Annotated in this window: 17 protein-coding genes and 1 pseudogene; 12 read left to right on the top strand and 6 right to left on the bottom strand. The window is 73.5% G+C overall.

The genetic code is table 11. The annotated features are described in order from the left end of the window. The first annotated feature begins 82 nt into the window (after window positions 1-82). Window positions 83-1,114 carry a glycosyltransferase family 4 protein gene (locus tag LUW87_RS02595; RefSeq protein WP_232669515.1) on the top strand — a complete coding sequence of 344 codons (1,032 nt, stop codon included), beginning with the start codon at window positions 83-85 and terminating at the stop codon, window positions 1,112-1,114. On the opposite strand, the gene LUW87_RS02590 is transcribed toward LUW87_RS02595, so the two are convergent. The 3 genes from LUW87_RS02590 to LUW87_RS02580 are packed head-to-tail and all read right to left on the bottom strand — an operon-like array spanning window position 1,087 to window position 5,767. After that, window positions 1,087-4,395, bottom strand: a complete 3,309-nt coding sequence (locus LUW87_RS02590) for a glycosyltransferase (protein WP_232669514.1) — start codon at window positions 4,393-4,395, stop codon at window positions 1,087-1,089. The two genes, LUW87_RS02595 and LUW87_RS02590, sit on opposite strands and share 28 nt — an antisense overlap. Beyond that, complete coding sequence (locus tag LUW87_RS02585; protein ID WP_232669513.1) at window positions 4,392-5,543, bottom strand: glycosyltransferase; 1,152 nt, start codon at window positions 5,541-5,543, stop codon at window positions 4,392-4,394. Before LUW87_RS02585 ends, LUW87_RS02590 begins: the two co-directional genes overlap by 4 nt. Beyond that, window positions 5,540-5,767 carry a hypothetical protein gene (locus LUW87_RS02580; protein WP_232669512.1) on the bottom strand — a complete coding sequence of 76 codons (228 nt, stop codon included), beginning with the start codon at window positions 5,765-5,767 and terminating at the stop codon, window positions 5,540-5,542. Before LUW87_RS02580 ends, LUW87_RS02585 begins: the two co-directional genes overlap by 4 nt. Before the next feature lie 259 nt (window positions 5,768-6,026). On the opposite strand from LUW87_RS02580, the gene LUW87_RS02575 reads away from it, so the two are divergent. The 3 genes from LUW87_RS02575 (at window position 6,027) to LUW87_RS02565 (ending at window position 9,897) form a co-directional block, all read left to right on the top strand. Continuing rightward, window positions 6,027-6,608: a DUF1269 domain-containing protein gene (locus tag LUW87_RS02575; protein WP_232669511.1), complete on the top strand. Its 582-nt coding sequence runs from the start codon at window positions 6,027-6,029 to the stop codon at window positions 6,606-6,608. Beyond that, a complete protein-coding gene (locus tag LUW87_RS18610; protein WP_232669510.1) occupies window positions 6,605-9,181 on the top strand; it encodes a DUF4012 domain-containing protein in 2,577 nt (858 codons plus the stop codon). Before LUW87_RS02575 ends, LUW87_RS18610 begins: the two co-directional genes overlap by 4 nt. A gap of 242 nt (window positions 9,182-9,423) precedes the next feature. Beyond that, window positions 9,424-9,897: an LPXTG cell wall anchor domain-containing protein gene (locus LUW87_RS02565; protein ID WP_232669509.1), complete on the top strand. Its 474-nt coding sequence runs from the start codon at window positions 9,424-9,426 to the stop codon at window positions 9,895-9,897. A gap of 190 nt (window positions 9,898-10,087) precedes the next feature. Here the strand turns inward: LUW87_RS02565 and LUW87_RS02560 are convergent, their stop codons facing one another. Then, window positions 10,088-10,759 (bottom strand): TetR/AcrR family transcriptional regulator, encoded by a 672-nt coding sequence (locus tag LUW87_RS02560; protein ID WP_232669508.1) that lies wholly within the window; start codon window positions 10,757-10,759, stop codon window positions 10,088-10,090. A 169-nt stretch (window positions 10,760-10,928) separates the two neighbouring features. On the opposite strand from LUW87_RS02560, the gene LUW87_RS02555 reads away from it, so the two are divergent. Continuing rightward, entirely contained in the window at window positions 10,929-13,499 is a 2,571-nt protein-coding gene (locus LUW87_RS02555; protein WP_232669507.1) for a DUF6351 family protein, read from the top strand. A 240-nt stretch (window positions 13,500-13,739) separates the two neighbouring features. On the opposite strand, the gene LUW87_RS02550 is transcribed toward LUW87_RS02555, so the two are convergent. Then, entirely contained in the window at window positions 13,740-13,955 is a 216-nt protein-coding gene (locus LUW87_RS02550; RefSeq protein WP_232669506.1) for a helix-hairpin-helix domain-containing protein, read from the bottom strand. 415 nt (window positions 13,956-14,370) lie between these two features. Between LUW87_RS02550 and LUW87_RS02545 the strand changes: the two genes are divergently transcribed. From LUW87_RS02545 to LUW87_RS18995, 6 genes and pseudogenes are all read left to right on the top strand, one after another. After that, entirely contained in the window at window positions 14,371-15,084 is a 714-nt protein-coding gene (locus tag LUW87_RS02545; RefSeq protein WP_232669505.1) for an acetolactate decarboxylase, read from the top strand. An 87-nt stretch (window positions 15,085-15,171) separates the two neighbouring features. Continuing rightward, window positions 15,172-15,576, top strand: a complete 405-nt coding sequence (locus LUW87_RS02540) for a hypothetical protein (protein WP_232669504.1) — start codon at window positions 15,172-15,174, stop codon at window positions 15,574-15,576. A 193-nt stretch (window positions 15,577-15,769) separates the two neighbouring features. After that, window positions 15,770-16,918: an acyl-CoA dehydrogenase family protein gene (locus LUW87_RS02535; protein WP_232669503.1), complete on the top strand. Its 1,149-nt coding sequence runs from the start codon at window positions 15,770-15,772 to the stop codon at window positions 16,916-16,918. A 265-nt stretch (window positions 16,919-17,183) separates the two neighbouring features. After that, window positions 17,184-17,390: pseudogene (locus LUW87_RS19415) on the top strand (type IV toxin-antitoxin system AbiEi family antitoxin domain-containing protein); the annotation flags it as partial. Between the two features lie 72 nt (window positions 17,391-17,462). Then, window positions 17,463-18,233, top strand: a complete 771-nt coding sequence (locus LUW87_RS02530) for a DUF559 domain-containing protein (protein ID WP_232669502.1) — start codon at window positions 17,463-17,465, stop codon at window positions 18,231-18,233. A gap of 483 nt (window positions 18,234-18,716) precedes the next feature. Next, entirely contained in the window at window positions 18,717-20,063 is a 1,347-nt protein-coding gene (locus LUW87_RS18995) for a TetR/AcrR family transcriptional regulator (protein WP_232669501.1), read from the top strand. A gap of 159 nt (window positions 20,064-20,222) precedes the next feature. Here the strand turns inward: LUW87_RS18995 and LUW87_RS02520 are convergent, their stop codons facing one another. Continuing rightward, window positions 20,223-20,639, bottom strand: a complete 417-nt coding sequence (locus tag LUW87_RS02520; RefSeq protein WP_232669500.1) for an ATP-binding protein — start codon at window positions 20,637-20,639, stop codon at window positions 20,223-20,225. 396 nt (window positions 20,640-21,035) lie between these two features. Here LUW87_RS02520 and glgX point away from each other — a divergent pair, with 396 nt between their 5' ends. Then, window positions 21,036-23,279, top strand: a complete 2,244-nt coding sequence (gene glgX / locus LUW87_RS02515; RefSeq protein WP_232669499.1) for a glycogen debranching protein GlgX — start codon at window positions 21,036-21,038, stop codon at window positions 23,277-23,279. Window positions 23,280-23,398 lie beyond the last annotated feature (119 nt).

Below are 23,398 nucleotides of genomic sequence, written 5' to 3'. Positions count from 1 at the left end.
GACGGTCTTGGAGCCGTCGTACCATGCGGCCCGTGCGTCGAGCCCCGCGGACCCCCGCCTCCCCTCGGGGCGGATCGTGGCCATGAGGGTCGTGCACGTGGTGTGCACCGACGCCTTCGCCGGCGTCGAGCGCTACGTCACCTACGTGGCCGCCCGCCAGGCCGAGCTCGGCCACCAGGTCACCGTGCTGGGCGGGGCCCACTTGCCCATGACCGCCGCGCTGGACGGCGCCGGTGCCGAGTGGGCCCCCGCCTCGACAACGGCGGCCGCCGCCCGGGCGCTGGGTTCGCAGCGACCCGACGTGGTGCACGCCCACATGACCGCCGCCGAGGTGGCCGCCGTCGCCTCCCGGCCCCGCCACCACGCCCCCGTCGTCGCCACCGTGCACTTCGCCCAGGAGCGCGGCGCCGGCCGCCGCCGGGCCCGCCTCTACCGCCTCCTCCCCCGGTTCCTCGCCGCCCAGGTGGCCATCAGCGCCTTCGTGGCCGAGCGCGCCGGGCTCGACCTCGGCGACCCCCGCGTGCACGTGGTGCCCAACGGGGTGCCGTGGACCCAGCCGCCGCGCCCCCGCCGGCCGGTGGTGCTCGTCGCCCAACGTCTGGAGGCCGAGAAGGACACCGCCACCGCCCTGCGGGCCTGGGCCGCCTCCGGCCTGGCCGAGCAGGGCTGGCACCTCGACGTGGTGGGCGACGGCGCCGAGCGCCCCCGCCTCGAGGCCCTGGCCCGCTCGGGGGGCGTCGAGGGCTCGGTGCGCTTCGCCGGGTTCGTCGGCGACGTGCCCCGCCGCCTGGCCGAGGCGTCCATCGTGGTGGCCCCCGCCCCCGCCGAACCCTTCGGCCTCACCGTGGTGGAGGCCATGGCCGCGGGCACCCCAGTGGTGGCCGCCGCCGGCGGCGCCCACCTCGAGACCGTCGGCTCGGCCGGGGTCGGCGGGCTGTTCACCCCGGGGTCGGCGTCCGAGGCGGCCACCGAGCTGCGGGCCCTGGCCGACGACGAGGGACGGCAGGCGAGCGTGGGCGACGCCCTGCACCAGCGGTGGGCCGAGGCCTTCACCATCGAGGGCCACGTCGACGCCCTCGACGCCGTCTACCGCCGGGTGGGCAGGGACTCGTAGACGCCCAGCAGGCGCTCGGCCACCGCGGCCGGGGTGAACACCGCCGCGGTGCGCGCCGCCTCGCGGCCGAGCCGGGCCCGCAGGTCCGCATCGGCGGCCAGCCGGGCGAGGGCGGCGGCCAGGGCATCTACGTCGTCGGGGGCCACCAACAGCCCGTCCACGCCGTCGGTGACCACCTCGGCCGGTCCGCCGGCGTCGGCGGCCACCACCGCCCGCCCCGCGGCCATGGCCTCGATGACCACCTGCCCGAACGGCTCGGGCAGCACCGACGCGTGCACCACCACGTCGGCCGCGGCCAGGCGAGCGGGCACGTCGTCGACGAACCCGGTGAACACCACGTCGTCGTCGATGCCGAGGCGGCGGACCTGGGCGCGCAGCTGCGCCTCGTAGTCGTCCTCGCCGAACAGTGCGGCGCCCACCAGGTGCAGGCGCACCATCCCCGGCGAGAACGCCCGGGCCACCGCGTCGACCACCACGTGCTGACCCTTCCACGGGGCCAGGCGCCCCACCATCACCACCTCGAGGGGCCCCGGCGCTTCGGTGGACGTCTTCGCCCCCCACCGGCCCGGGCCCTCCCCGCCCGGCGACGCCGCCGGGCCGGGAGGCGCGCCCACCAGCTCGGCGGGCAGGGCATCGTGCACCACCGTGGCCCGGGCGGCCTCGGCACCGAGCGTGGCCCGGGTGGCCTCGGAGTTGGCCACCACCGCGGAGGGCAGGCGCCGGGCCAGGGCCCGCAGCGCCACCACCGCCGGGCGGGGCAGGTAGTCGGCGGCGATGCGATCGCGCACGTGCCACACCACCGGCGCCCCGGCCAGGCGCCCGGCCAGCCCGCCGTACAGGTGGGCCTTGAGCGAGTTGGTGTGCACCACGTCGGCGCCCACCTCCACCAGCAGGCGGCGTAGGCGGACCACCTCCCGGGCGGCCTGGGCGGCACGGGAGAGGGCCGACCATCCGACCACCTCGTCGCGCCGGGTGGCCCCGAGGCGGGGATCGAGGGGGCGTACGAGCACGGTGGCCCCGGCGGTGCGCAGCCGGTGGGCCAGCGGACCGTGCTCGCCGAGCACCACCACCACCTCCACCCCTCGGGCCCGCACCGCCGGCACCATGCGCTCGAGGGCCAGCTCGGCGCCCCCGAGCTGGGCGCAGTGGGTCACCAGCGCCACCCGCAGGGGACGATCGCGGTGGCGGCCAGGGCCGCCAGCGCGGCCCAACCGGTCGAGCACGGCGGCGAAGGCCTCTCCCCGCTCGTCCCAGGTGGGCACCGGCCGGGGCCGGGAGGCCACGGGGCGGGCGTCGACCAGTTCGGCGACCGTGGCCACGAACCGCTCGGCGCTCACCGTGCGCACCGGGTCGCCCAGGTCGCGGAACCCGGCCACCGGCGTGGCCACCGTGGGGCGGCCCACGGCCAGCACCTCGTAGGCCTTGATCGGGTCGAGGCTCTCGGTGAACGCCGACACCACGTGGGGCACCACCACCACGTCCGCGTGCTGGAGCCACCCGGCCACCTCGCCCTGGGGACGGGCCCCCACCAGGTGCACGTTCGGGTGGGTGGCGAGCCGGGCCTGCGCCGCCGGTGCCAGGGCGTCCGGGCCCACCAGCACCACCGCCATGTCGGGCCGGGCGGCCGCCAGGCCCTCTACCAGGTCGACGTCGAGGCGGTCCTCGTGCAGGGTGCCCACGTACACCGCCGTGGGGGCGGGCGGCATGGCCTCGGGCCGGGGCTGGGGGGTCGTGAGCCGGCTCACATCAGCGCCGTTGGGGATCACCTCCACGTCCGGGCGCACCGCCCGGCGGGGCCCGGCCAGGGCCTCGGAGCACACCACCACGGCCTCGCACTCCGCCAACAGCTTGGCCTCGTCGGCGCGCACCCGGGCCGCCGCCCGCGCCGCGGCGGGATCGCCACGGCCGGCCTCGGACCAGTCGTCGGTCACGTCGTAGAGCGCCGGCCACCCGGTGCGGGTGGCCAGGTGGGCGTAGTGGGCGTCGTTCACCCACAGCCGGGGCGCCACCAGGCCCAGCTCGTCGGCTGCCTCGCGCACCTGGCGGCGCAGCGACCGGTCGGCCAGCGTCCCCAGGCGCAGCGGGCCCAGGTGGCGGGGCCACCCCTTGCCGGGCTCGACGCGCACCACCCGCCCCTCGCCAGGCACCGGCCGCAACCCCCGCCGGCGACGGCGGCCGGCGCCCCGCCGGCGCTCGTGCACCCAGTCGAACGGCGGCTCCACGAACAGCACCCGCAAGTCCGGGTCGCGCCGCAGCAGTGTGTCCACCAGGAACTGGTTGCGCCGCCACACTTCGTCCCACGGCTCGAGGGAGCACACCACCAGCCCCCGACCGGGGGCCCGTGTGGCCGGGCTGTCGAGCGCCACCGAGGTGGGCCGCCGCACCAGCTGGGCGACCAGGCGCCGCGACCGCAGCCGGTGCAACGTGCGGCGCACGGGCGAGCCGGGCACCACCGCCCGCACCCCAGCCCCCAGCAGCTGGCCAAGTCGGTACGAGACCAGGGCGGCCTTGCCGGCGTGCACGGCCACGAAGTGCTCGCCGCCCCGCTCGAAGTGGTCGAACACCTCCGGGTCCAGCGGCGCGGCGCTGGCCCCACCCACGTGGGCCGCCTCGAGGTCGTCGGCCACGGCCACCCGCCAGCCGGCGTCGACCGCCCGACGGCACAGCTCGGCCTCCTCGCCGTAGAGCCAGAACCGGGTGTCGAAGCCACCGAGGGCGTCGAACACCGACCGGCGCACCAAGAAGCACGCCCCGATGACGAACCCTCTCCCGGCGGCGCCACCGACGCCGTCGTCGGCCCCGCCCCTGGGGCCCGACGGCCCACGGCGTCCCGCCGGCCACCGGTGCCGACCGATCGCCTCCGACCAGGCCGAGGCCGGCGACGGGAACGGCCACCACACCCGCTGCTGGGAGCCGTCGGGGTGGCGCAGCCGCGGCGACACCACCGCCAGGTCGGGCTCGTCGACCAGGCGCTGCACCAGGGCCCGCACCATGTCGGCGTCGACGACCGCATCGGGGTTGAGGAACAGCACCGCCTCGCCCGTCCCGAGGGCGGCCCCCCGGTTGGCCCCGGCCGCGAACCCGGCGTTGACCGCCCCGGCCACCACCTCGGCGCCGGCCGCCTCGGCCACCGCCACCGACGCGTCCGGTGAGGCGTTGTCCACCACCACCACGTGCGCCTCCGGCGGTAGGCCGGCCAGGCAGGCGGCCAGGTGGTCGGCCGAGCGGTGGCTCACCACCACCACGTCGAGCGCCAGGGCGGGGGCGGCCGGCCCGGTCACGCCACCACCTCGTCGTAGAGGGCCCGGTGGCGTGCCGCCACCGCCGCCCAGGTGAAGTGCCCGGCCCGGGCTCGTCCGGCGGCGGCCAACCGGGCCCGGCCGGTCGGGTCGACGGCCAGGCGGGCCAGCACCGCGGCCAACGCGTCGGGGTCGCCCCACGGCACCACCTCGGCCCCGTCGCCCACCACCTCGGGCAGGGCACCGCTGTCGGACACCACCACCGCCACCCCGCTGGCCATGGCCTCCACCGCCACCCGACCGAACTGCTCGACCCACGCCGGCGTCTCCAGCGATGGGACGACGACCACGTCGAGGGCGGCGTACACCGCTCCCAGGTCGTCGTGGTCGACCGGGCCCCGGAACCGCACCCGATCGGCCACCCCCGACCGGTCGGCCAGGGCGACCAGGGCGCCCCGCTCGGGGCCGTCGCCCACCACCACCAGCTCGGCGTCGGCCACGGCGGCCACCGCCCGCACGGCCACGTCCACCCCCTTGAAGGACTCGAGGCGCCCCACGTAGCCCACCCGCAACGGACCGTTCGAGTGGCTCGACGACTCGCCGCCCGACGCCGCGGGGGACGCGCCGGGAGGGGCGCCACGGGGCGGGTCGACGCCCAGGCCGAGGTCGGCGACCATCCCGGAGAAGCCCTTGGCCACCACGATCCGCCCGGCCTCGGCGTTGCAGCTGTGCACGCCGTCGGCCCGGCGCAGGGCCCACCGCTCGAACCACCGGAACGGCGGCGGATAGCGCTTGGCGATGTTCTGGGCGCTGTAGAGGCACACCCGGGCCCGTCCCCGACGACGGCCCCGCCCGGGGAGGCGGCGCGACAACCACTCCAGCGCCAGCACCTCGGCCGTGGCCAGGGCCGCCGGCTCCTCGTGCACGTCGAGCACGTCGAGCTCGTCGATCGGACCCGAGCGCAGGGCCCGCCACACCGGCCGCGGGTCGTACACGAACCGGTACGGATGGCGACCCCAGGTGTGCGCCCCCGTCACCCCCGGTTCGGGCTGCAGCACCACCCGGCGGCCGCCCTCGTCCCACGCCTTGGCCGACACCAGCGCCACATCCACCCCCAGGCGGCGCAGCTCGGCCTCCCGCCGACGCCACTCACCCACGACCGCCGAGTGCGACACCCGCAGCACCCTCACGACGCCCCCACCTGCTCGACGATGGCCGCCGCCATCGCCTCGGCGTGCGGCGACCGCAGCATCGAGACATGGCCGCCGTCGATCTCCACCACGTCCACCGGAACCGTGCAGGTTGCCGCCACCGCGCCCGCGACCTCCGCCGCCGCGCCCCCTGAGGCCGATGCGGAGGCGCGCCGCGAGGCAGCGGCATCGGACACCACGGGTCCCTTCCACATCTCGCCCAAGTCCGGCGATGCTAGACCGCCGCTCGGCGCCGCCTCCGGAAGCCCCACGCTGCTCCTCCTTCAGGTCAACCGGCCCGCCCTGAGACGCAACGCCACCTCCACCAGTGGCACCTGCACGCCTCGAAGCGTTCGGCACCCGCTGACCCGGGCGCCCGCACGCTGGGCGACAGGCGGCCCTCCCGCCGGCGGGGCGCGTCGTAGAGTGAGCGGCGCGTCGCGGGCCGCCGGCCCGCCCCTCGCGTGAAAGGCCCCGCCACCGATGACCCAGCAGCTCGTCGTGATCGCCGTCGACGACCCCATGAAGGCCCAGGAGATGTTGATGGCCGCCGGCCGCCTGGCCAAGGACGGCAAGCTCGGCATCGACGACGCCGTCGTCATCTCCAAGACCGCCGACGGCCGGGCCCACAAGCTGGAGACCACCGACATGACCCCCGTCGAAGGCGGCCTCGGCGGCGCCTTCTGGGGCCTGCTGTTCGGCACCCTGCTCACCGGCCCCGTCGGCGGCCTCGTCACCGGTGCCGTCACCGGCGGCGCCGGCGCCCTGCTGGCCAAGATCATCGACAAGGGCATCTCCGACGACTTCATCAAGGAGATGGAAGGTCTGCTCGAGCCCGGCCACGCCGCCCTGTGCCTGCTCACCGACTTCGCCGACAACGAAGCCGCGGTGCGCGAGCTCAACCGCTTCGACGGCAAGCTCATCTGGTCCAACCTCCCGCCCGCGGTGGCCTCCGAGATCAGCGCCGCCATGGACGAAGGCGCCGACCACGCCATCCCCGTCACCGGCACCGCCACCACCGAGGGCGCCACAACGACCGCCGACGAGGGCCGCGCCTCGGAGTGACCACTCCCCCCGACCCCCGCGATCCCCGCTTCTCCGGCCGCCCCACGGCGCCTGGCGAGGGCGTTGGCCCCGACCCGGGCGCCGACCGCCGCGACCATGACCCGGGCGGCCACGACCTGGGCGACCTCTTCTCGGACCTCGTGGACGAGCAGCGGGCGACGGCGGCCGCCGCCTCCGCGGGGGGTGCAGGCCAGGACCCGGAGGACGAAGGCGACGACTGGGGCGACGGGGGAACGGCCGGCGACGCCGGACCGGGCCGGGGGCCGAGCGGACCGGGCACGAGAGCACGAGCCCGGCGGCCCAGCAGCCCCCTGGCCCGCAAGCTGCGCGAGCTGACCCCCACCCTCATCGCCGTGGTCGCCGCCGTCTCGGCCATCGAGGCCGCCCTGTCCCCCGCCCGTCCGGTGGGCCTGCGCGCCGCCGACGTGGTGTGGTGCGCCCTGCTCGGCGCCGGTGTCGTGTTCGCCGCCTCCCGGGCCCGGCGTTGGGCCCTCATCTGGTTGGGCGGCGTGGCGGCCGTGGTCGGCATCGGCGGCGACGCCACCGCCAAGGTCAGCGCCGTGGCCGCCCTGTTGCTGGTCGGCATCGTGGTGTTCTCCGACCGCCGTGACCGCCTCACCGCCGCCCTCATCGGCGCCTTCGCCGTGCAGGCCCTGCTGCGCGGCCCCGACTACGGCTTCGTGGGCCTCCCCACCCTCGTCGGCGCGGCCGCGGTGCTGCCCGCCGTGTGGTCCGGCTACCGCATGGCCCGCACCCGCGAACGCAAGGTCGCCCGCCGCGCCACCTACGTGGTGGTCGCCGTGGTCGCCCTGGCGTCGATCGGCGCCGCGGTGGCCGCCCTCGAGTCCCGCACCCGACTCGAAGCCGGTGAGGACCAGGCCACCAACGGCCTCGACCTGATCCGGGCCGGCGACACCCCGGCCGCGGCCGAGAGCTTCGGCCTGGCCGCCCTCGACTTCGAACGGGCCTCCGACCGCCTCGAGGGACCCCTCACCTGGGCCGGCCGCTACGTGCCCGTCGTCGGCCAGCACGTCGACGCCCTGCGCGCCGTGGCCTCCGCCGGCGGTGACCTCGGCGACAGCGCCGCCATCACCGCCTCCACCGCCGACTACCGCACCCTCACCGCCGAAGGCGGCCAGGTCGACCTGGCCCAGATCGTGGCCCTGCAGGAGCCGGTGGCCGACTCCGCCACCACCGTCACCGGCGCCCTCGACGCCGTCGACTCGGTGCGCTCCCCCTGGCTGGTCGGGCTGGTCGACGACGAGCTCGACCGCTTCCGCGAGGAGCTGGCCGATGTGTCCCAGCAGACCGAGCTGGCGGCCGAGGCCCTCGCCGTGGCCCCCGCCCTGCTCGGCGCCGACGGCACCGCCCGCTACTTCGTGGCCATGTCCACTCCGGCCGAGAGCCGGGACGGCGGCGGCTTCATCGGCGCCTTCGGCCTGCTCGACGTCACCGACGGCGACCTGAACCTGGTCGAGACCGGCAACATCGGCCGCCTCTACCCCGAGGGCGGTTTCGCCGCGCCCTACGCCTTCGACCCACCCCCCGACTGGGAGGAGCGCTACGGCGCCTACTTCGTCGAGGTCTTCGTGGGCAACACCGGCGCCAGCCCGGACTGGCCCACCAACCGCGACGTCATCGGCCAGCTCTACCCCCAGACGCCCGCCGGCACCGAGATCGACGGGGCCATCTACGCCGACCCCGCCGCCCTGGCCGGGCTGCTGCGCCTCACCGGCCCGGTGGAGGTGGAGGTCGAGGGCGAGACGCTCACCATCGGCGCCGACAACGCCGAGCAGTTCCTCCTCGTCGAGCAGTACGTGCGCTTCGACGGCGACAACCCGAACCGCCGCGAGCTGCTGAGCGACGTGGCCGACGCCACCTTCAGCGCCCTCACCTCCCGGCCCCTGCCCGGCATCACCGACCTCACCGACGTCCTCGGCCCCCTCGTCGAGGACGGCCACCTGCGCGTGTCGGTGTTCGACGAGCGACCCGAGGCCTTCTTCGACCGCATCGGCCTGTCGGGTCGGTGGTCGGTGCCCGACGGCTCCGACGTGCTCTCGGTGCGCTCGGCCAACCTGCTGGCCAACAAGATCGACACCTTCTTGTTCCGCGACATCGACGTGGCCACCGTCGTCGACCCCGAGACCGGCGCCCTCACCTCCACGATCACCGTCGCGCTGCGCAACGACGCCCCCGCCGACGGCCTCCCCCGCTACATCCTCGGCAACAGAAACGACCTGCCCTTCGGCACCAACCGCCAGGTGGTCACCCTCCACTCCCCCCACCGCCTCGACACCGTCACCGTCGACGGCCGGCCCGGTGGGGTGCAGGCCCAGACCGAGTTCGGCCAACCCGTGTACTCCACCACCGTCGACGTGGGCCCCGGCGCCACCCGCACCGTGGTGTTCGAGCTGTCCGGGGTGGTGCCGTCGTGGCCCTACCGCCTCGAGGTGCTCCCCCAGCCCACCGCCAACCCCGACCAGCTCACGGTGCGCATCGAAGGTGCCCCCGACCTGGGCGCGGCGCCGCAGTTCGAGGGCCCCCTCGGCCCCCCGTTCTCCATCGGCGGCTGAGCGAGCCCACGAGCTCACGCGGGGCGCTCTCCGCCCAGGAGCTCGTCCGAGCGGATGCCCCCGAGCGCGATCCACCGTCGGGCAGCGATGGACGGCCATCGCGGGCCCCGACCAAGAAGAACCCCCTACGGGCGGAGGAATTGCACTACGGTGATTGACCAGGTGGTGCTGGCTGTAGGAGCATTGCCGCACGGCGTGGCGGGAGGCCCGTCGTCCGAACACCCAGACGAAAGGGTCCCCCCATGACCAAGCTCACCCGTTCGATCGCCGCCTTGGCGATCGTGCTCGCCGGAATCTTCGCCTTCGCTGGCACCGCCAGCGCGCAGGAGTACTCCGGTGCCACCATCGAGACCCCGCCCACGGCGCAGGTCCTCGGTGAGGTCACCACCCGCTGCGTCGGCTTCCCGCCGGACACGGCCGTCGACTTCACCCTCAACGGTGCCGCTCTCGGTTCGGTCACCACCGACGGCGCCGGCAACTGCACCTTCACCTTCACCATGCCGGCCGAGTGCGGCACCTACACCCTCGTCGCCACCGGCGGCGGCGTGTCCCGCTCGTCGGTCATCAACGTGCCCTGCCCGGCTCCCGCTCCGGTCGCCGCTGGCGCCCTGCCCTACACCGGTGGCGACTCCGCCCCCATCGCCCAGCTCGGCATCGCCCTGCTGGCCGTCGGCGCCCTCGTCACCTTCGCGGTGCGCAAGCGAGCCACTGCCTGAACTGACTCCCGCCATGTGACGGGGATCGTCGGCAACGACTGACCCCTGTACCGGTGAAGGCCGGCCTCCGAGGAGGCCGGCCTTCTCCGCGTTCCCACCCATCGGCTTCTTGCATGGTTTCGGCGTGCTGGAGCACGCCGAAACCATGCAACTAGGAGGAGGGGCACGACGACCCCAGGAAAGGCTGCGGCTAGCGAGCGGGGCGCCGGCGGCGGCGGGGGGGGCTCGTCGGGGTGTCGGCGTCGGTGACGATCCACTGGCTCACCACGAGATCCACCACCCGCATCCACTCGTCGGGGTCCACCGGCTCGCTCGCCACGTCCGACAGCACCCTGCCGAACGTGTAGGCCTGGATGAAGTAGGCCACCGCCCGCGCATCGAGGTCCGAGCGCATCAGGCCCCGCTCCTGGGCGTCTCGGATCAGCTCGGCGGTCACCGCGGTGAGGTTGTCCTGCTGCTCGCTCAGCGCCGCCCACAGCGCCGGCCGGTCGGCCGCCGAGCCCAGGATGGCCAAGCGCTCGCGCCGTCGCGGGGCGCGGTTCGGATCCTGGACGGCCCGGTTGACCTGCAGGATCCGCTCGAGCAGCTCCGATCCCGTCTCGGACTCGTCGAGGATGGTCCGCAGCACCTCGATGTCGCTCGCGACCGATCGGGTGAACATGATCACCCGGGCCGCCTCGATCAGCCCGTCGCGGTTGCCGTAGTGGTGGTACAGCGAGCTGGGCGACGCACCGGCCTCGCTGAGCACGTCCTCGACGCGCAGACCGCCCTCACCGTGCTCGCCGAGCAGGCGGATGGTCACCTCCAACAGCACGTCGGCCGTCTTCGGCTCGCCGCTGGAAGCCCCACCTCGCCTGGTCATGGAGGGCGAGCATAGGCACGCTCTCCGCGGTGGCTCCGCCACCCTGGCGAGAACCTGACCCGGCGCCTCCCGATGCCCGGGTTCGGCGTCGGCCTTCCCCAGGCGTCGGCCCGGGATTGCGCCGGGGTGCCCGGCCGAGGGCACGGCCGTGCCGTAGCGTCTGCGGTCGATGCCGATCGCTCACCGCCGCCTCACCACGCCGCCCGCTCGTCCCCTTCGAGCGCTCAGGGGGCTGGTGGTGGTCGTGGCGCTGGCGCTGGTGGCCGCCGCCTGCACCGGTGGCGGCGACGAGGCCGACCGTCCGGGCCCGGTCGCCCCCTCCGTCGACCCCGACGCCCCCCTGCGCATCCTGTCGCTGTCCACCCCGGCCGCCTACGTCACCAACGGCAACGTGCTCGTCGGCATCGACTCCCCCACCGGCCTGTCGCTCGACGACGTCTCCGTCGACGTCGACGGCCGCGACGTCACCTCGGCCTTCACCTTCTCCGACGACCCCCACGCCGCCCCCGACGCCCCACCCCGCCTCGTCGGTGTGGTGCAGGGCCTCCCCCTCGGCGAGAGCACCATCACCGCGGCGCTCGACGACGAGGCAGCCGAGCTCACCGTCGACGTGCACCCCGTCGACGGCCCCCTCATCTCCGGGCCCCAGCTGAGCCCCTTCGTGTGCACCACCGAAGCCGCCGGCCTGGGGCCGCCCGAGGACGACTGCTGGGCCCGCAGCCAGGTCCGATGGATGTATCGCACCACCAGCGGCACGCTGCGCGACCTCGCCGACCCCGCGGTGGTGCCCGACGACGTCGCCGTGCTCGACGGCGACCGTCCCTTCATCGTTCGCCTCGAGACGGCGGTGCTCAACCGCTCGATCACCACCTTCGCCATGCTCGACCCCCACCCCGGGGCCCCCGCCGGCACCACGCCCGGGCCCACCCCGGTGCGGGCGTGGGACGACTCGGCGTGGAACGGCCGGCTCGTCTACCGCTTCGGCGGCGGCTGCGGTGCCACCTTCGGCCAGGGCGAGGAGAGCGGTGCGGCCCTGGCCACCGACCTGTTGGCCGACGGCTACGCGGTGGCGGCCTCGTCGCTCACCACCTTCGCCACCGCCTGCAACGACGTCGTGGCCGCCGAGACCGTCATGGTGGCCAAGGAGCACTTCAGCGAGGCCTACGGCCTGCCCCGCTACACCATCGGCGAGGGCGGCTCCGGCGGCGCCATCCAACAGCTCCTCATCGCCCAGAACTACCCCGGCCTGCTCGACGCCGTCGCCCCGTCCATCCCCTTCCCCGACGCCATGAGCATCGCCGGCGGCGTGGCCGACTGCGGGCTCCTGGGCCGCTGGTACGGCGACGCCGGCACCGGCCTCGGCGGGCTGGGCGCCCTGCTCGAGCTGGCGCTCGGTGGCGGCACCAGCGCCGACCCGTCCGACGCCGCGGGCGAGGGCGCGGGTGAGGGCGCCGACCTCACCGACGAGCAGCGCCTGGCCATCAGCGGCTTCGCCTCCCCCACCACCTGCGCCTTCTGGCGGGCCACCTACCTGCAGAACATCGACCCGTCGGTCGGCTGCGCCGAAGCCCTCTTCGACGCCGGGCAGGAGTACGACCCCGACAGGAACCCCCGCGGCGTGCGCTGCACCCTGCAGGACTCCAACGTCAACCTCCTCGGCACCGACCGCGAGACCGGCTACGCCCTCAGCCCGCTCGACAACACCGGCGTGCAGTACGGGCTCGACGCCCTCAACGAGGGCGTGCTCTCCGTCGACGAGTTCCTCGACCTCAACGAGGGCATCGGCGGCTACGACGTCGACGGCAACTGGCAGCCCACCCGCACCCGTGCCTCCGACGAGGTGCTCGAGCGCGTCTACCGCGACGGACGCCTCACCGCCGGCAGCGCCACCGCCACCGGCGGAGCGCTCACCCACGACGGCGCCGGGGGCCTGGTCGACGTCCCCGTGCTGCTCATCGGCGTCTACAACGACCCCGTCGGCGACATCCACGACCGCCAACGCCTCTACGCCATCCGCGACCGCCTGGCCCTCCGCGACGGCACCGCCAACCCCAACCTCGTCATGTGGTCGAGGCCCGGCATCACCGATCTGGCCAGCCTCCTCGGTGCCGCCCTGGGCCACGACAACACCACCCTCGAAGCCGTCCGCCTCCTCGACGAGTGGCTCACCGACGCCGACGCCCTGGCCGCAGACTCCTACGGCGGCGTGGAGGCCGTCCCCCGCGCCGGCGACCCGTGGAGCGGCGCCTGGTCGCTCGTGCCCGCCGCGCCCGACACCGACCCTCCCCCCACCGCCGACTCGGCTGAGGCGGACGACTCGGGTGACGCGGATGACGCCCGGGCCCGCCCGAGCGCCGTGGCATCGCCCGACGAGATGCGAGCCATCTCGGTGCGCGCCGCCCTGCTGGCCGAGGCCCGCCCCGGCGACGGCGCCGACCGCTGCCGCCTCCCCGACGGCGCCGTGCTCACCGGGCCCGAGGCCTACGAGCTCGACGGCCCCTGCAACGAGGCCTTCCCCCTCCACGCCGACCCCCGCCAGCAGGCCGGGGCCCCGCTGGTGGGCACCACCATCGCCTGCACCCTCGTGCCGGCCGACGCCGCCTCCGACGTCTACGCCGTCGACTTCACCCCCGCCCAGGCCGAGCGCCTGGCCGCCATCTTCCCCGACGGCGTGTGCGACTGGACCGTCCCCGGCCGGGGCCAGCAACCCCTCGCCGGCCCCTGGCTCACCTACGAGTAGCCGCCCCCGGGGCGCCCACCTCTCCGGGCGTTCGCCTCCTCGAGCCCCCGCCGCTCACCCCCCTCCCCGCGCGCCATCCCTCCCGCAACTCACTCGCGCACCTGTCGGAAAAGGAGCACCACCCCTCGACGCCCAACGCCGACAGCCACGCCCCCTCGCGAACCTGGCGGTAAAGGGCGTCACCTGTCGGCGCCGAAATCCGACAGGTACGCGCACGGCGACTGCCAGCGATCGAGTCCGTCAGCGAGTCGGAGGGGTGGGGTCGCCGAAGCCTCGACCCTGCTCGGCCAGGGCACGACGCAACACCTCGATGGTGCGCTGGCCCACACCATGGAGGACCGCGAGGTCTCGTTCGTCGCAGGCCGCCACGGCCTCGAACGACGTCAAGCCGTTGCGGACCAGCGCTCGTCGGGCCGGAGCGGGCAGACCGGGGATGTCGAAGATCCTGGACGTCACAGCGATCGAGAGCCTCCGTTCGGGGATCGGGCCGGGCGGGCCGGGCCTGGTCGGCACGACGCGCTGCGGAGCCGACGTCGGCCACCCCGGCCGGCATCCCCACCGCAGCGGCCACGCCGCCGACGCGACCAGCGCCGATCCTCGCGCGACTCCACACCGGCTCGCTCCGCCACCCCGCTGTGACGCGAGCCTGTGACGCGAGCCGGCGCCACCGCTCCCGCCCAGAGCCAGCCCGGCACCCCCGCCCGGTCCGATCCCTCGAGACCGACGACATCGCGCCCGGTCCCCGACCAGCCCGCCAACATCCAGCCTGCCCGGTCCGGCCCCTGGGGCGCAGCCACATCGAGCCCGCTCCCCGACCAGCCCGACGACTTCCACCCCGACACGGCGCCGCTCGTCGGTAGGGTCCACGACCGTGACGATCGACCCCGTCCTCGCCCACCGCCTGCGCGTGCACACCTTCCGCAGCGACCAGCTCACCGACGAGGACCACGACCCCGGCGACATCATCCAGATCCACACCGCCCAGGACGTGCAGGCCGGCGCGTACGAGGGCGACGTCACCGTCGGCGACCTGCGCCCGCTCGGCCACTTCGGGATCGGCACCCTCGAGGGCCTCGACGGCGAGCTCGTCGTCGTCGACGGCGAGTTCTGGGACATCGACGTCGACGGCGTGGCCCGGCTCGCCCCCGACACCGCCCGGGTCCCCTTCGCCGTGCTCTGCGACCTGGTCGAGGCGACCACCATCGACGTCACCGGGCCTCTCGACCGGGCCGGGTTCGAGGCCCTCGTCCGCGAGCACCTGCCCGATCCCGACGGCTGCTACGCCCTGCGGGTCGAGGGCCGCTTCGCGCCGGTGCGCTTTCGATCGGTCGCCCGCCAGCACCCGCCCTACCGGCCCCTGGCCGAGGTGCTCGCCACCGACCAGCACGACTTCACCGTCCCCGAGCTGGTCGGCACGATGGTCGGGTTCTGCTTCCCGCCCGACGCCGGCGACCTCGAGTTCGCCGGCTTCCACCTGCACCTCCTGGCCGCGGATCGCTCCACAGGAGGCCACGTCTTCGAGGCCGACCTCCACGATGCCCGGATCACCCTCGCCCACCCCCACGCGGTGCACGTCGAGCTCTGAGCGGCGCGCCTAGGCCGTACGGCTCGTTTTGGCCCCAGAGGGCGCGATTGTGCCCACTTTGCGTGGCAGATGGGTCACAATCAGTTCATGGCGGCCACCACCACTCCCCCCAGCAGTGCCACCCTCTGCCCCTGCCAGTGCGGGCGCTACCTCGGTCCTCGCAGCCTGGGCCCGGCCCGGCAGTACCCCGAGCTGGCCGAGCTGCTGGTCGCGGCCACCCCCGCCCTCGACTGGATCCGTGAAGCCCGGGTCGACGATCCCGAGTGGATCGCCACCCAAGCCTCCACCGAGCGCTTCCGGAGCAACTGCAGCCAGGTCCTGCGCCACCACCTCGACCACCTGCACGGCACCGCCACCGCCGGGCGCACCCCCGACATCGCCTCGTTGTCGCGGATGACCGTCGCGGCAGCCGACGGCCTGCGTGAGGCGGCCTCCGTCTCGGCTTCCATGGGTGGCCCCGGCCTGGTCGACCCCCGCCGCCGCCCCCGCTGAAGCGACCCGCGGACAGGCCGCCCGGACCGCCCCCGGACCGCCCCCCCGGACCGGCCCCACAACCAGCCTGCCCCACAACCGGTTCTTGCATGCGTTCGTCGCGCCCCATGGCGCCAAGACCATGCAAGAACGTCGGATTCGTTCTGGCTGACGGCCTCGTCAGCCAGCGCGCCCGAGGCGTAGCCTGACCGCCATGGAACGCACGCTGCTCACCGACGACCACGAGATGTTCCGGGAGTCCGTCCGCGCCTTCGTGGCCAAGGAGATCACCCCGCACACCGAGGAGTGGGACAGCGCCGGCATCGTCCCCCGAGAGCTGTTCACCAAGGCGGGCGACAACGGCTTCCTCGCCATGGCCGCGCCCGAGCAGTACGGCGGCGGCGGGGTCGACGACTTCCGCTACAACCAGGTCCTCGCCGAGGAGATGGCCTACGCCGGCACCGGCGGAGCCGGGCTGGGCATCACCCTGCACAACGACATCTGCCTGCCGTACTTCCTCAGCCTCACCACCGACGACCAGAAGGCCCGCTGGCTGCCCGGCATCGCCTCGGGCGAGCTCATCACCGCCATCGCCATGACCGAACCCGGCATCGGCTCGGACCTCGCCGGCATGTCCACCAGCGCCATCCGCGACGGCGACCACTACGTGGTCAACGGCTCCAAGACCTTCATCACCAACGGCATCAACGCCGACCTGGTGATCACCGCCGTGAAGACCGACCCCAGCCAACGCCACAAGGGCATGAGCCTCATCGTGCTCGAACGGGGCATGGACGGCTTCGAACGGGGCCGCAACCTGGCCAAGGTCGGCCTCAAGAGCCAGGACACCGCCGAGCTGTTCTTCAACGACGTGCACGTGCCGGTCGACAACCTCCTCGGCACCGAGGGCATGGGCTTCGTGCACCTGGTCGAGAACCTGGCCCAGGAGCGGCTCTCCATCGCCGTGGGCGCCATCGCCATGGCCCGCCAGGCCCTGCGCTGGACCCTCGAGTACACCGACGAGCGCCAGGCCTTCGGTCGCCCGGTGTCCTCGTTCCAGAACAGCCGCTTCGAGCTGGCCGACATGGCCACCGAGATCCAGATCGGCGAGGTGTTCGTCGACCGCTGCGTGGAAGCCCTCGTGGCCGGCACGCTCAGCGTCGAGGAGGCCGCCATGGCCAAGTACTGGACGACCGAGCTGCAGAAGCGGGTCGTCGACCGCTGCGTGCAGCTCCACGGCGGCTACGGCTACATGCTCGAGTACCCCATCGCCCGGGCCTACCTCGACACCCGCATCCAGACCATCTACGGCGGCACCACCGAGATCATGAAGGAGATCATCGGCCGCTCCCTCACCCCCTGACGCCTCACCCCCGACTCCGCTCGAGGCCGATCCCAGGAGTCTCCCTCCCAGCCGGACCTGCCCGGCTTCCCGGCCCTCGCGAACCTGTCAGGAAAGGGCGTCACCTGTTGACGCCCAACCCTGACAACTACGCGCGGTTCGAGCGAGGAGCCGAGCCTCGATGTGTCGGTCGCCCGAACGTGCCCTTGTCACTGCGTGCTTCCAGTGATGGACTCCGGCGATCGGCGGCCGTGCCGTCCACCACTTCCCGTCCCAGGGAGTCGAGATGGACGATGCCACGCCGAACCCTTGGGTCATACCGACCCCGCCGGGGCCACTCCCAGCGATCCTGGCCAGTGAACCCCATCACCCCAAGGACGACCGAAGGACCCGAGTCCGCGAGATCGCGGCCGGCCAGCATGGGCTGTTCACCTCGGCCCAGGCCCGGGAGGCCGGCCTTGGCCGTGACAGCCTCCGTCGCTGGCGGGAGACCGGCGAGATCGCCAGCGCCACCAGGCGGGTCTGGTCCTTCGTCAGCGCCCCGCCCACCGAACGCCGATCCGCCATGGCCGCACTACTCCGTGAGGGCGATGATGCGGCCCTCGCCACGTCCTCCGCCGCCGCGGTCCTCGGGTTCGGCGGGTTCGCTCTGCTCCCCCCTCACGTGATGCGGGTCCGGCGCGCCCGTGACCCGAGGACCCCCGTGAGCCACACCTCCACGAGGTTCCACGTCGGCCACGTGACCGTGATCGACGGGCTGCGGGTCACCACGGCGGCCCGCACCCTGTTCGACCTCGCCGCCCGTGTGCACCCCGATCGCGTCGCCCGCCTCACGGACCGGTGCTTGAGCCTGCGGCTCACCACCTACCGCGATCTGCTCGCCATGCTCGAGGATCTGCAAGGTCGCGGCCGTCCCGGGATCCGCACCATGCGTTCGATCCTCGAGGACCGCAGCGATCCGGACTACCGGCCGACCGATTCCAACCTCGAGCACCGCTTCGAGCAGATCCTCCGGGACCACGACGTCGCCGGCTTCGAGCGCCAGGTGACGATCGGCGACGACGGCGGCGTGATCGGACGGGTCGACTACACCCATCGCCAGGCCACCGTCATCGTCGAGATCCAAAGCGAGCTGTACCACCGCAGCCTTGTCGACCGCGAGCGCGACCAGGTCCGCCTCGGTCGGCTCCGCGCCAGCGGCTGGACCGTGCTCGAGATCGCCGAGGTCGACGTCTGGCACCAGCCCGGGCGGGTCGTGGCGACCCTCCGCAACGCCGTGCGGTCCTCCCGACACGCTCACCCCGCCGCCCATCCACCCGCCCCCCAGCACGAGTAGCCGCGTTCCACCGGCGGACCTGTCAGGAAACAGCGTCACCTGTCGACGCCCTAACCCGACAACAACACCCCACCGGCGAACCTGTCAGGAAACAGCGTCACCTGTCGACGCCCTAACCCGACAACTACGCGTGGTTCGGGCGAGCCGCTTCGAGCGAGTCCGGGCGGCGGTGAAGGAGGCTGTCGCCGGTTCAGGGCCCACGTCGAGGCACGCTCGGCCCGCGCCGCCCAGATGACGAGCCGAGCTGCGCCTCGCACGCAGTGCGACCGGCGCCCGGAGTGATCCGGACGGTCCAGCCCCGGCCTGTCCCCGGCACCTCACCCACCGAAGTGAGCGACGGACCTGGGACGGAGCCGGTCGTGTCGACGGCGGGGCCGCCGGCACGTGGCCAGACAACCGCACGCTGACGCCCTGGTCAATGAGCACGAGCGAGCGTTGCACTAGACATCAGTGTCTAGTGAACAGTCCTGTATAGTCGGGGCCGTGCCGAACCCGTCCTCCCCCCCCACCACACGTGAGAAGGTCCTCCAGGCCGGCCTCGACCTGTGGATCGACACTCCGCCCGCCGAGCTCTTCGGCGGGCTCAACGTCTCCCGGCTGGCCAAGGCGGCCGGCATCACCCGGGCCACCTTCTACGCCTACTGGAGCACCACCCAGGAGTACCTCGACGAGCTGGTCGACCACATCACCGACCCAACCGCCGACGGCTACGACCCCGCCGTCGTCGACCTCATGAACCAGATGGCCCTGGGCGACGGCGACCTCCACGCCCAGTTCGAGCAGGCCTGCCAGATGCAGCTGCGCACCGTGGTCGACGACCCCGCCCTCCGGGTGCGCCTGGGCATGCTGGCCAAGCTCGACGACCCGGTGGTGGCCGAGAAGCTCCGCCGCCAATACCGCATCACCGAGAAGCGAGCGGTCGCCGCGTCGGAGCTGATGCTCACCCGCTGGGGCCGGGAGGCCCGTCCCCCGGTGACCATGGACAACCTCGCCGCCCTCTACTCCACCTTCATGGACGCCTTCGCGGCTCGCCACCTCATCGACCCCGAGGGTGCTCCCGTCGAGCTGTACTCCTGGGCGGCGTTCGCCATGCTCATCACGCTCACCCGCATGCAGGACGACGGCGCCGACCTGCCGGTCGTGGCGGGCCTCATGACCCGCTTCCCCTCCGACGGCGAGCGCGTCCGCCATGGCCGCACCACCCCCCAGAGCCAGATGACGGCGTTCGCCCACACCCACGACCGCGTCGTCACCCCCTTCGACATCGCCGCGACCGCCCGAGGGCTGCTCACCGAACGGCCATGGCAGGAGCTCAGCATCGAAGAGGTGGCCACCGCTGCCGGCATCTCCGCCGGTGAGATCCACCGCCTGTTCGGCTCCAAGCACGCCCTCGGCATCGGGGTGTTCCTGATGCTGGCCGACGAGTCGTTCACCTCCATCCCCGACGGACTCGATCCCATCACCGAGCTGCGGACCATGATCGCCCTGGCCACCGCGCTCATGGAGCGCTCCCAGCCGCTCACCCAGAGCGCCATCCTCGTGTTCGCGGGCATGAGCGAGAGCTACGCGCCCGGGGCCGTCACGTGGGGCCCCATCCCCCGCATCGTCGCCCTCGTCGGCGCCGCCCAGCAGGCCGGCCAGCTCGACCCCGACCTCGACACCGAGGCCTTCGCCATGGCCATGTTGCGCACGCTGCTCACCCACGCCCAACCGGCCGTGCGCACCGGCGACCTCAACCCGGTGGACCCCACCGAGCTGATGCTCCTCGGCGCCGGGGCCCCACCGGCCGACGACCAGGCGCCCATCGCTACCCTCCGCACCGTCAGCTGAACCACCGCGGCCGCATCCGCCGAAGGCGGGGAGGTGCCCGGTCGGATCAACCGGAACGGGGGCGTCGGACCAGTCGGAACGCGGGGCCTCCGCTGGCGGGTCCGGGGCGGAGCCACGACCGGAGAGCGGGGCGTCAGCCAGAGAGCCGCGGGCGGGACCTCAGCCGGAGGCGGACCTGCCCCGCACCGAGGGGCTGGTGAGCTGACGGTCCAGCTCGAACCACACGACCTTGCCCGCGTCGAACTCGTCGACACCCCACCGGGTGGCGAGGGCATCGACGATCATCAGGCCGCGGCCGGTCGGGGCATCGGGCTCGTAGGGCCGGCGAGCCACATCCCCCTCGCCGCCATCGACCACCTCGGCGCGCAGACAACCCACGTCGAGCTCCAGCGTGAGCCTGGCCGGAGTGCCGGTGTGGAGCACCGCGTTGACCATGAGCTCGCTGACCAGGAGCCGGGTCGACTCGACGAGCTCCTCGGCGCCCCATTCCCGCAGGCGGTCCTCGGCGAAGTGGCGAGCGGCCGCCGCGCTCTCGAGATCGGCTGCGAACGTCGCCGTGGCCCGCTGGGTGCTCATCGCCGGGTCCCCCGGATCGGAGGTCCGACGCCGCGACAGCCGCCCCGAGCATTCGTTCCCCGCCGGCTGCGAATGCCTGGGTCTCGGGGGGCGGACATCACGTCGGGCATCTCCAGGGCATCTCTCGGCGGACGTCGGTGCCGGCGATGCTGGCACACCTGTCGGCCCGGTTGGTGGCTGCTGCCACGGGTCGACTGGGAACCTTCCCCCCGCAGCGCTCGCTAGAACCGGTGGCCGCCCTCGCCACGGCGATCCCACGCACGCCCGAGCGGACCGCCGATGGCACCGGTGAACGGATCGACGCCCCGCCCGAACAACGGGCGACCGACGCCATCGCCATGTGAAGAGTCGGGGTCGGCCGACCGCATACGCCCGGAGCTCGGCTAGAAGGGAGCCATGCATCCTTGGCCCGGTGAGCCCTTCCCCCTCGGCGCGACCTACGACGGGGGCGGCACCAACTTCTCGGTGTTCACCGAGATGGCCGAGAAGGTCGAGCTGTGCCTCTTCGACCCGGGCGATCCCGGCGGCACCACCGGCAGCACCGAGGAGGTGCGGGTCCGCCTGCGCGAGGTCGACGGCTACTGCTGGCACGCCTACGTCCCCGGCGTGGGGCCCGGCACCCGCTACGGCTACCGGATCCACGGCCCCTGGAACCCGGAGGAAGGCCAGTGGTGCAACCCCAACAAGCTCCTCCTCGACCCCTACGCCAAGGCCGTCGACGGCGAGGTCGACTGGACCCAGGCCTGCTTCCCCTACGACTTCGGCGAGCCCTTCTCCCGCAACGACGACGACAGCGGCCCCCACGTGCCCCGCGGCGTGGTGCACAACCCGTTCTTCGACTGGGGCAACGACCGCCACCCCAAGGTGCCCATGCACCAGACGGTGATCTACGAGGCCCACGTCAAGGGCCTCACCGCCACCCACCCCGACGTCCCCGAGGAGCTGCGCGGCACCTACGCCGGGGTGGCCCACCCGGCGATCATCGACCACCTCACCGGATTGGGCATCACCTCGCTCGAGCTGCAGCCCGTCCACCAGTTCGTCCACGACAGCCACCTCGTCGACAAGGGACTGCGCAACTACTGGGGTTACAACTCCATCGGCTTCTTCGCCCCCCACAACGGCTACGCCAGCGCGGCCACCACCGGGAGCCAGGTCCAGGAGTTCAAGACCATGGTGAAGGTGCTCCACGAGGCGGGCATCGAGGTGATCCTCGACGTCGTCTACAACCACACCGCCGAGGGCAACCACATGGGGCCGGTGCTCTCGTTCAAGGGCCTCGACAACGCCGCCTACTACCGGCTGATGGCCGACGACCGCCGCTACTACATGGACTACACCGGCACCGGCAACACACTGAACATGCGCCACCCCCACGTGCTGCAGCTGGTGATGGACTCGCTGCGCTACTGGGTGACCGAGATGCACGTCGACGGGTTCCGCTTCGACCTGGCCTCCACGCTCGCTCGCGGCCTGCACGAGGTCGACCGCCTCTCGGCCTTCTTCGACCTCATCCAGCAGGACCCCGTCGTCAGCCAGGTGAAGCTCATCGCCGAGCCGTGGGACATCGGTGAGGGCGGCTACCAGGTCGGCAACTTCCCGCCGCAGTGGTCGGAGTGGAACGGTCGCTACCGCGACACCGTGCGCGACTACTGGCGAGGGGAGCACGCCACGCTGGCCGAGTTCGCCTCCCGCTTCACCGGCTCGAGCGACCTCTACCAGAGCGACTCGCGCCACCCCGTGGCGTCGATCAACTTCGTCACCGCCCACGACGGCTTCACCCTCCACGACCTCGTCTCCTACAACGACAAGCACAACGCCGACAACGGCGAGGACAACAACGACGGCGAGAGCCACAACCGGTCCTGGAACTGCGGCGTGGAAGGACCCACCGACGACCCCGAGGTCGTGGCCCTGCGGGCCCGCCAGCAACGCAACTTCCTCACCACGCTCTTCCTCTCCCAGGGGGTGCCCATGGTGCTCATGGGCGACGAGGTCAGCCGCACCCAGGGTGGCAACAACAACGCCTACTGCCAGGACAACGAGATCGCCTGGTTCGACTGGGACGACGTCGCGAACCACGAGGAGATGCTCGGCTTCACCCGCCGGCTCAGCCGCCTGCGGGCCGACCACCCCGTGTTCCGCCGGCGGCGCTGGTTCAAGACCCGGTCCATCCGCGGCTCCGACGCCCACGACATCGTCTGGCTGCGGGCCGACGCCACCGAGATGACCGACGAGGACTGGGACGTCGGCTACGCCAAGTCCATGGCCGTGGTCCTCAACGGCGACGCCATCCCGTGGCCCGGACCCCGAGGCGAGCCCGTCGTCGACGACACGTTCATGATCATCTTCAACGCCCACCACGAGCCGCTGTCGTGGACGGTGCCCGGTCCACCGTGGGGGGAGGCCTGGGTGCCCGTGCTCGACACCAGCCGCCCCACCCTCGGCACCGAGGACGCCCTGGTCGCGGCGGCCACCGCCGCGGGCGTGAGCCAGGCCACCGCCGAAGCCGTGGGCACGGTGGGGGCGGTCGTGGCGGTGGGGGCCATCGGCGCCCCCGACGGACTCCACGAGCTGCAGGCCGAGGGCCAGTTCCAGGTGGACGCCCGGTCCGTCGTCGTGCTGCGCCGCACCCACTGACCCCCAGAACGCGCCCGCACCTCTCCCGCCGACCCGCGCCCCCATCCCGCTTCTCGCATGGAATCGGCGTGGTGGAGTGCGCCGATGTCATGCAAGAAGGGGGAGGTTTCGGGCTGGGA

It is taken from the genome of Rhabdothermincola salaria, assembly GCF_021246445.1.
GTDB lineage: Bacteria > Actinomycetota > Acidimicrobiia > Acidimicrobiales > Acidimicrobilacustridaceae > Rhabdothermincola_A > Rhabdothermincola_A salaria.
Note: the sequence above shows the minus strand (reverse complement) of the source record. Positions and strands in the feature narration are given on the sequence as shown.

Bases quoted from the DNA above. Each gene is read 5' to 3' on its own strand.
- LUW87_RS02540 (WP_232669504.1), top strand. From the start codon at position 15,172: ATGGCGGCCACCACCACTCCCCCCAGCAGTGCCACCCTCTGCCCCTGC.
- LUW87_RS02595 (WP_232669515.1), top strand. From the start codon at position 83: ATGAGGGTCGTGCACGTGGTGTGCACCGACGCCTTCGCCGGCGTCGAG.
- LUW87_RS02530 (WP_232669502.1), top strand. From the start codon at position 17,463: ATGGCCGCACTACTCCGTGAGGGCGATGATGCGGCCCTCGCCACGTCC.
- LUW87_RS02565 (WP_232669509.1), top strand. From the start codon at position 9,424: ATGACCAAGCTCACCCGTTCGATCGCCGCCTTGGCGATCGTGCTCGCC.
- LUW87_RS02575 (WP_232669511.1), top strand. From the start codon at position 6,027: ATGACCCAGCAGCTCGTCGTGATCGCCGTCGACGACCCCATGAAGGCC.
- LUW87_RS02535 (WP_232669503.1), top strand. From the start codon at position 15,770: ATGGAACGCACGCTGCTCACCGACGACCACGAGATGTTCCGGGAGTCC.
- LUW87_RS02520 (WP_232669500.1), bottom strand. From the start codon at position 20,639: ATGAGCACCCAGCGGGCCACGGCGACGTTCGCAGCCGATCTCGAGAGC.
- LUW87_RS02560 (WP_232669508.1), bottom strand. From the start codon at position 10,759: ATGACCAGGCGAGGTGGGGCTTCCAGCGGCGAGCCGAAGACGGCCGAC.
- LUW87_RS02555 (WP_232669507.1), top strand. From the start codon at position 10,929: ATGCCGATCGCTCACCGCCGCCTCACCACGCCGCCCGCTCGTCCCCTT.
- glgX (WP_232669499.1), top strand. From the start codon at position 21,036: ATGCATCCTTGGCCCGGTGAGCCCTTCCCCCTCGGCGCGACCTACGAC.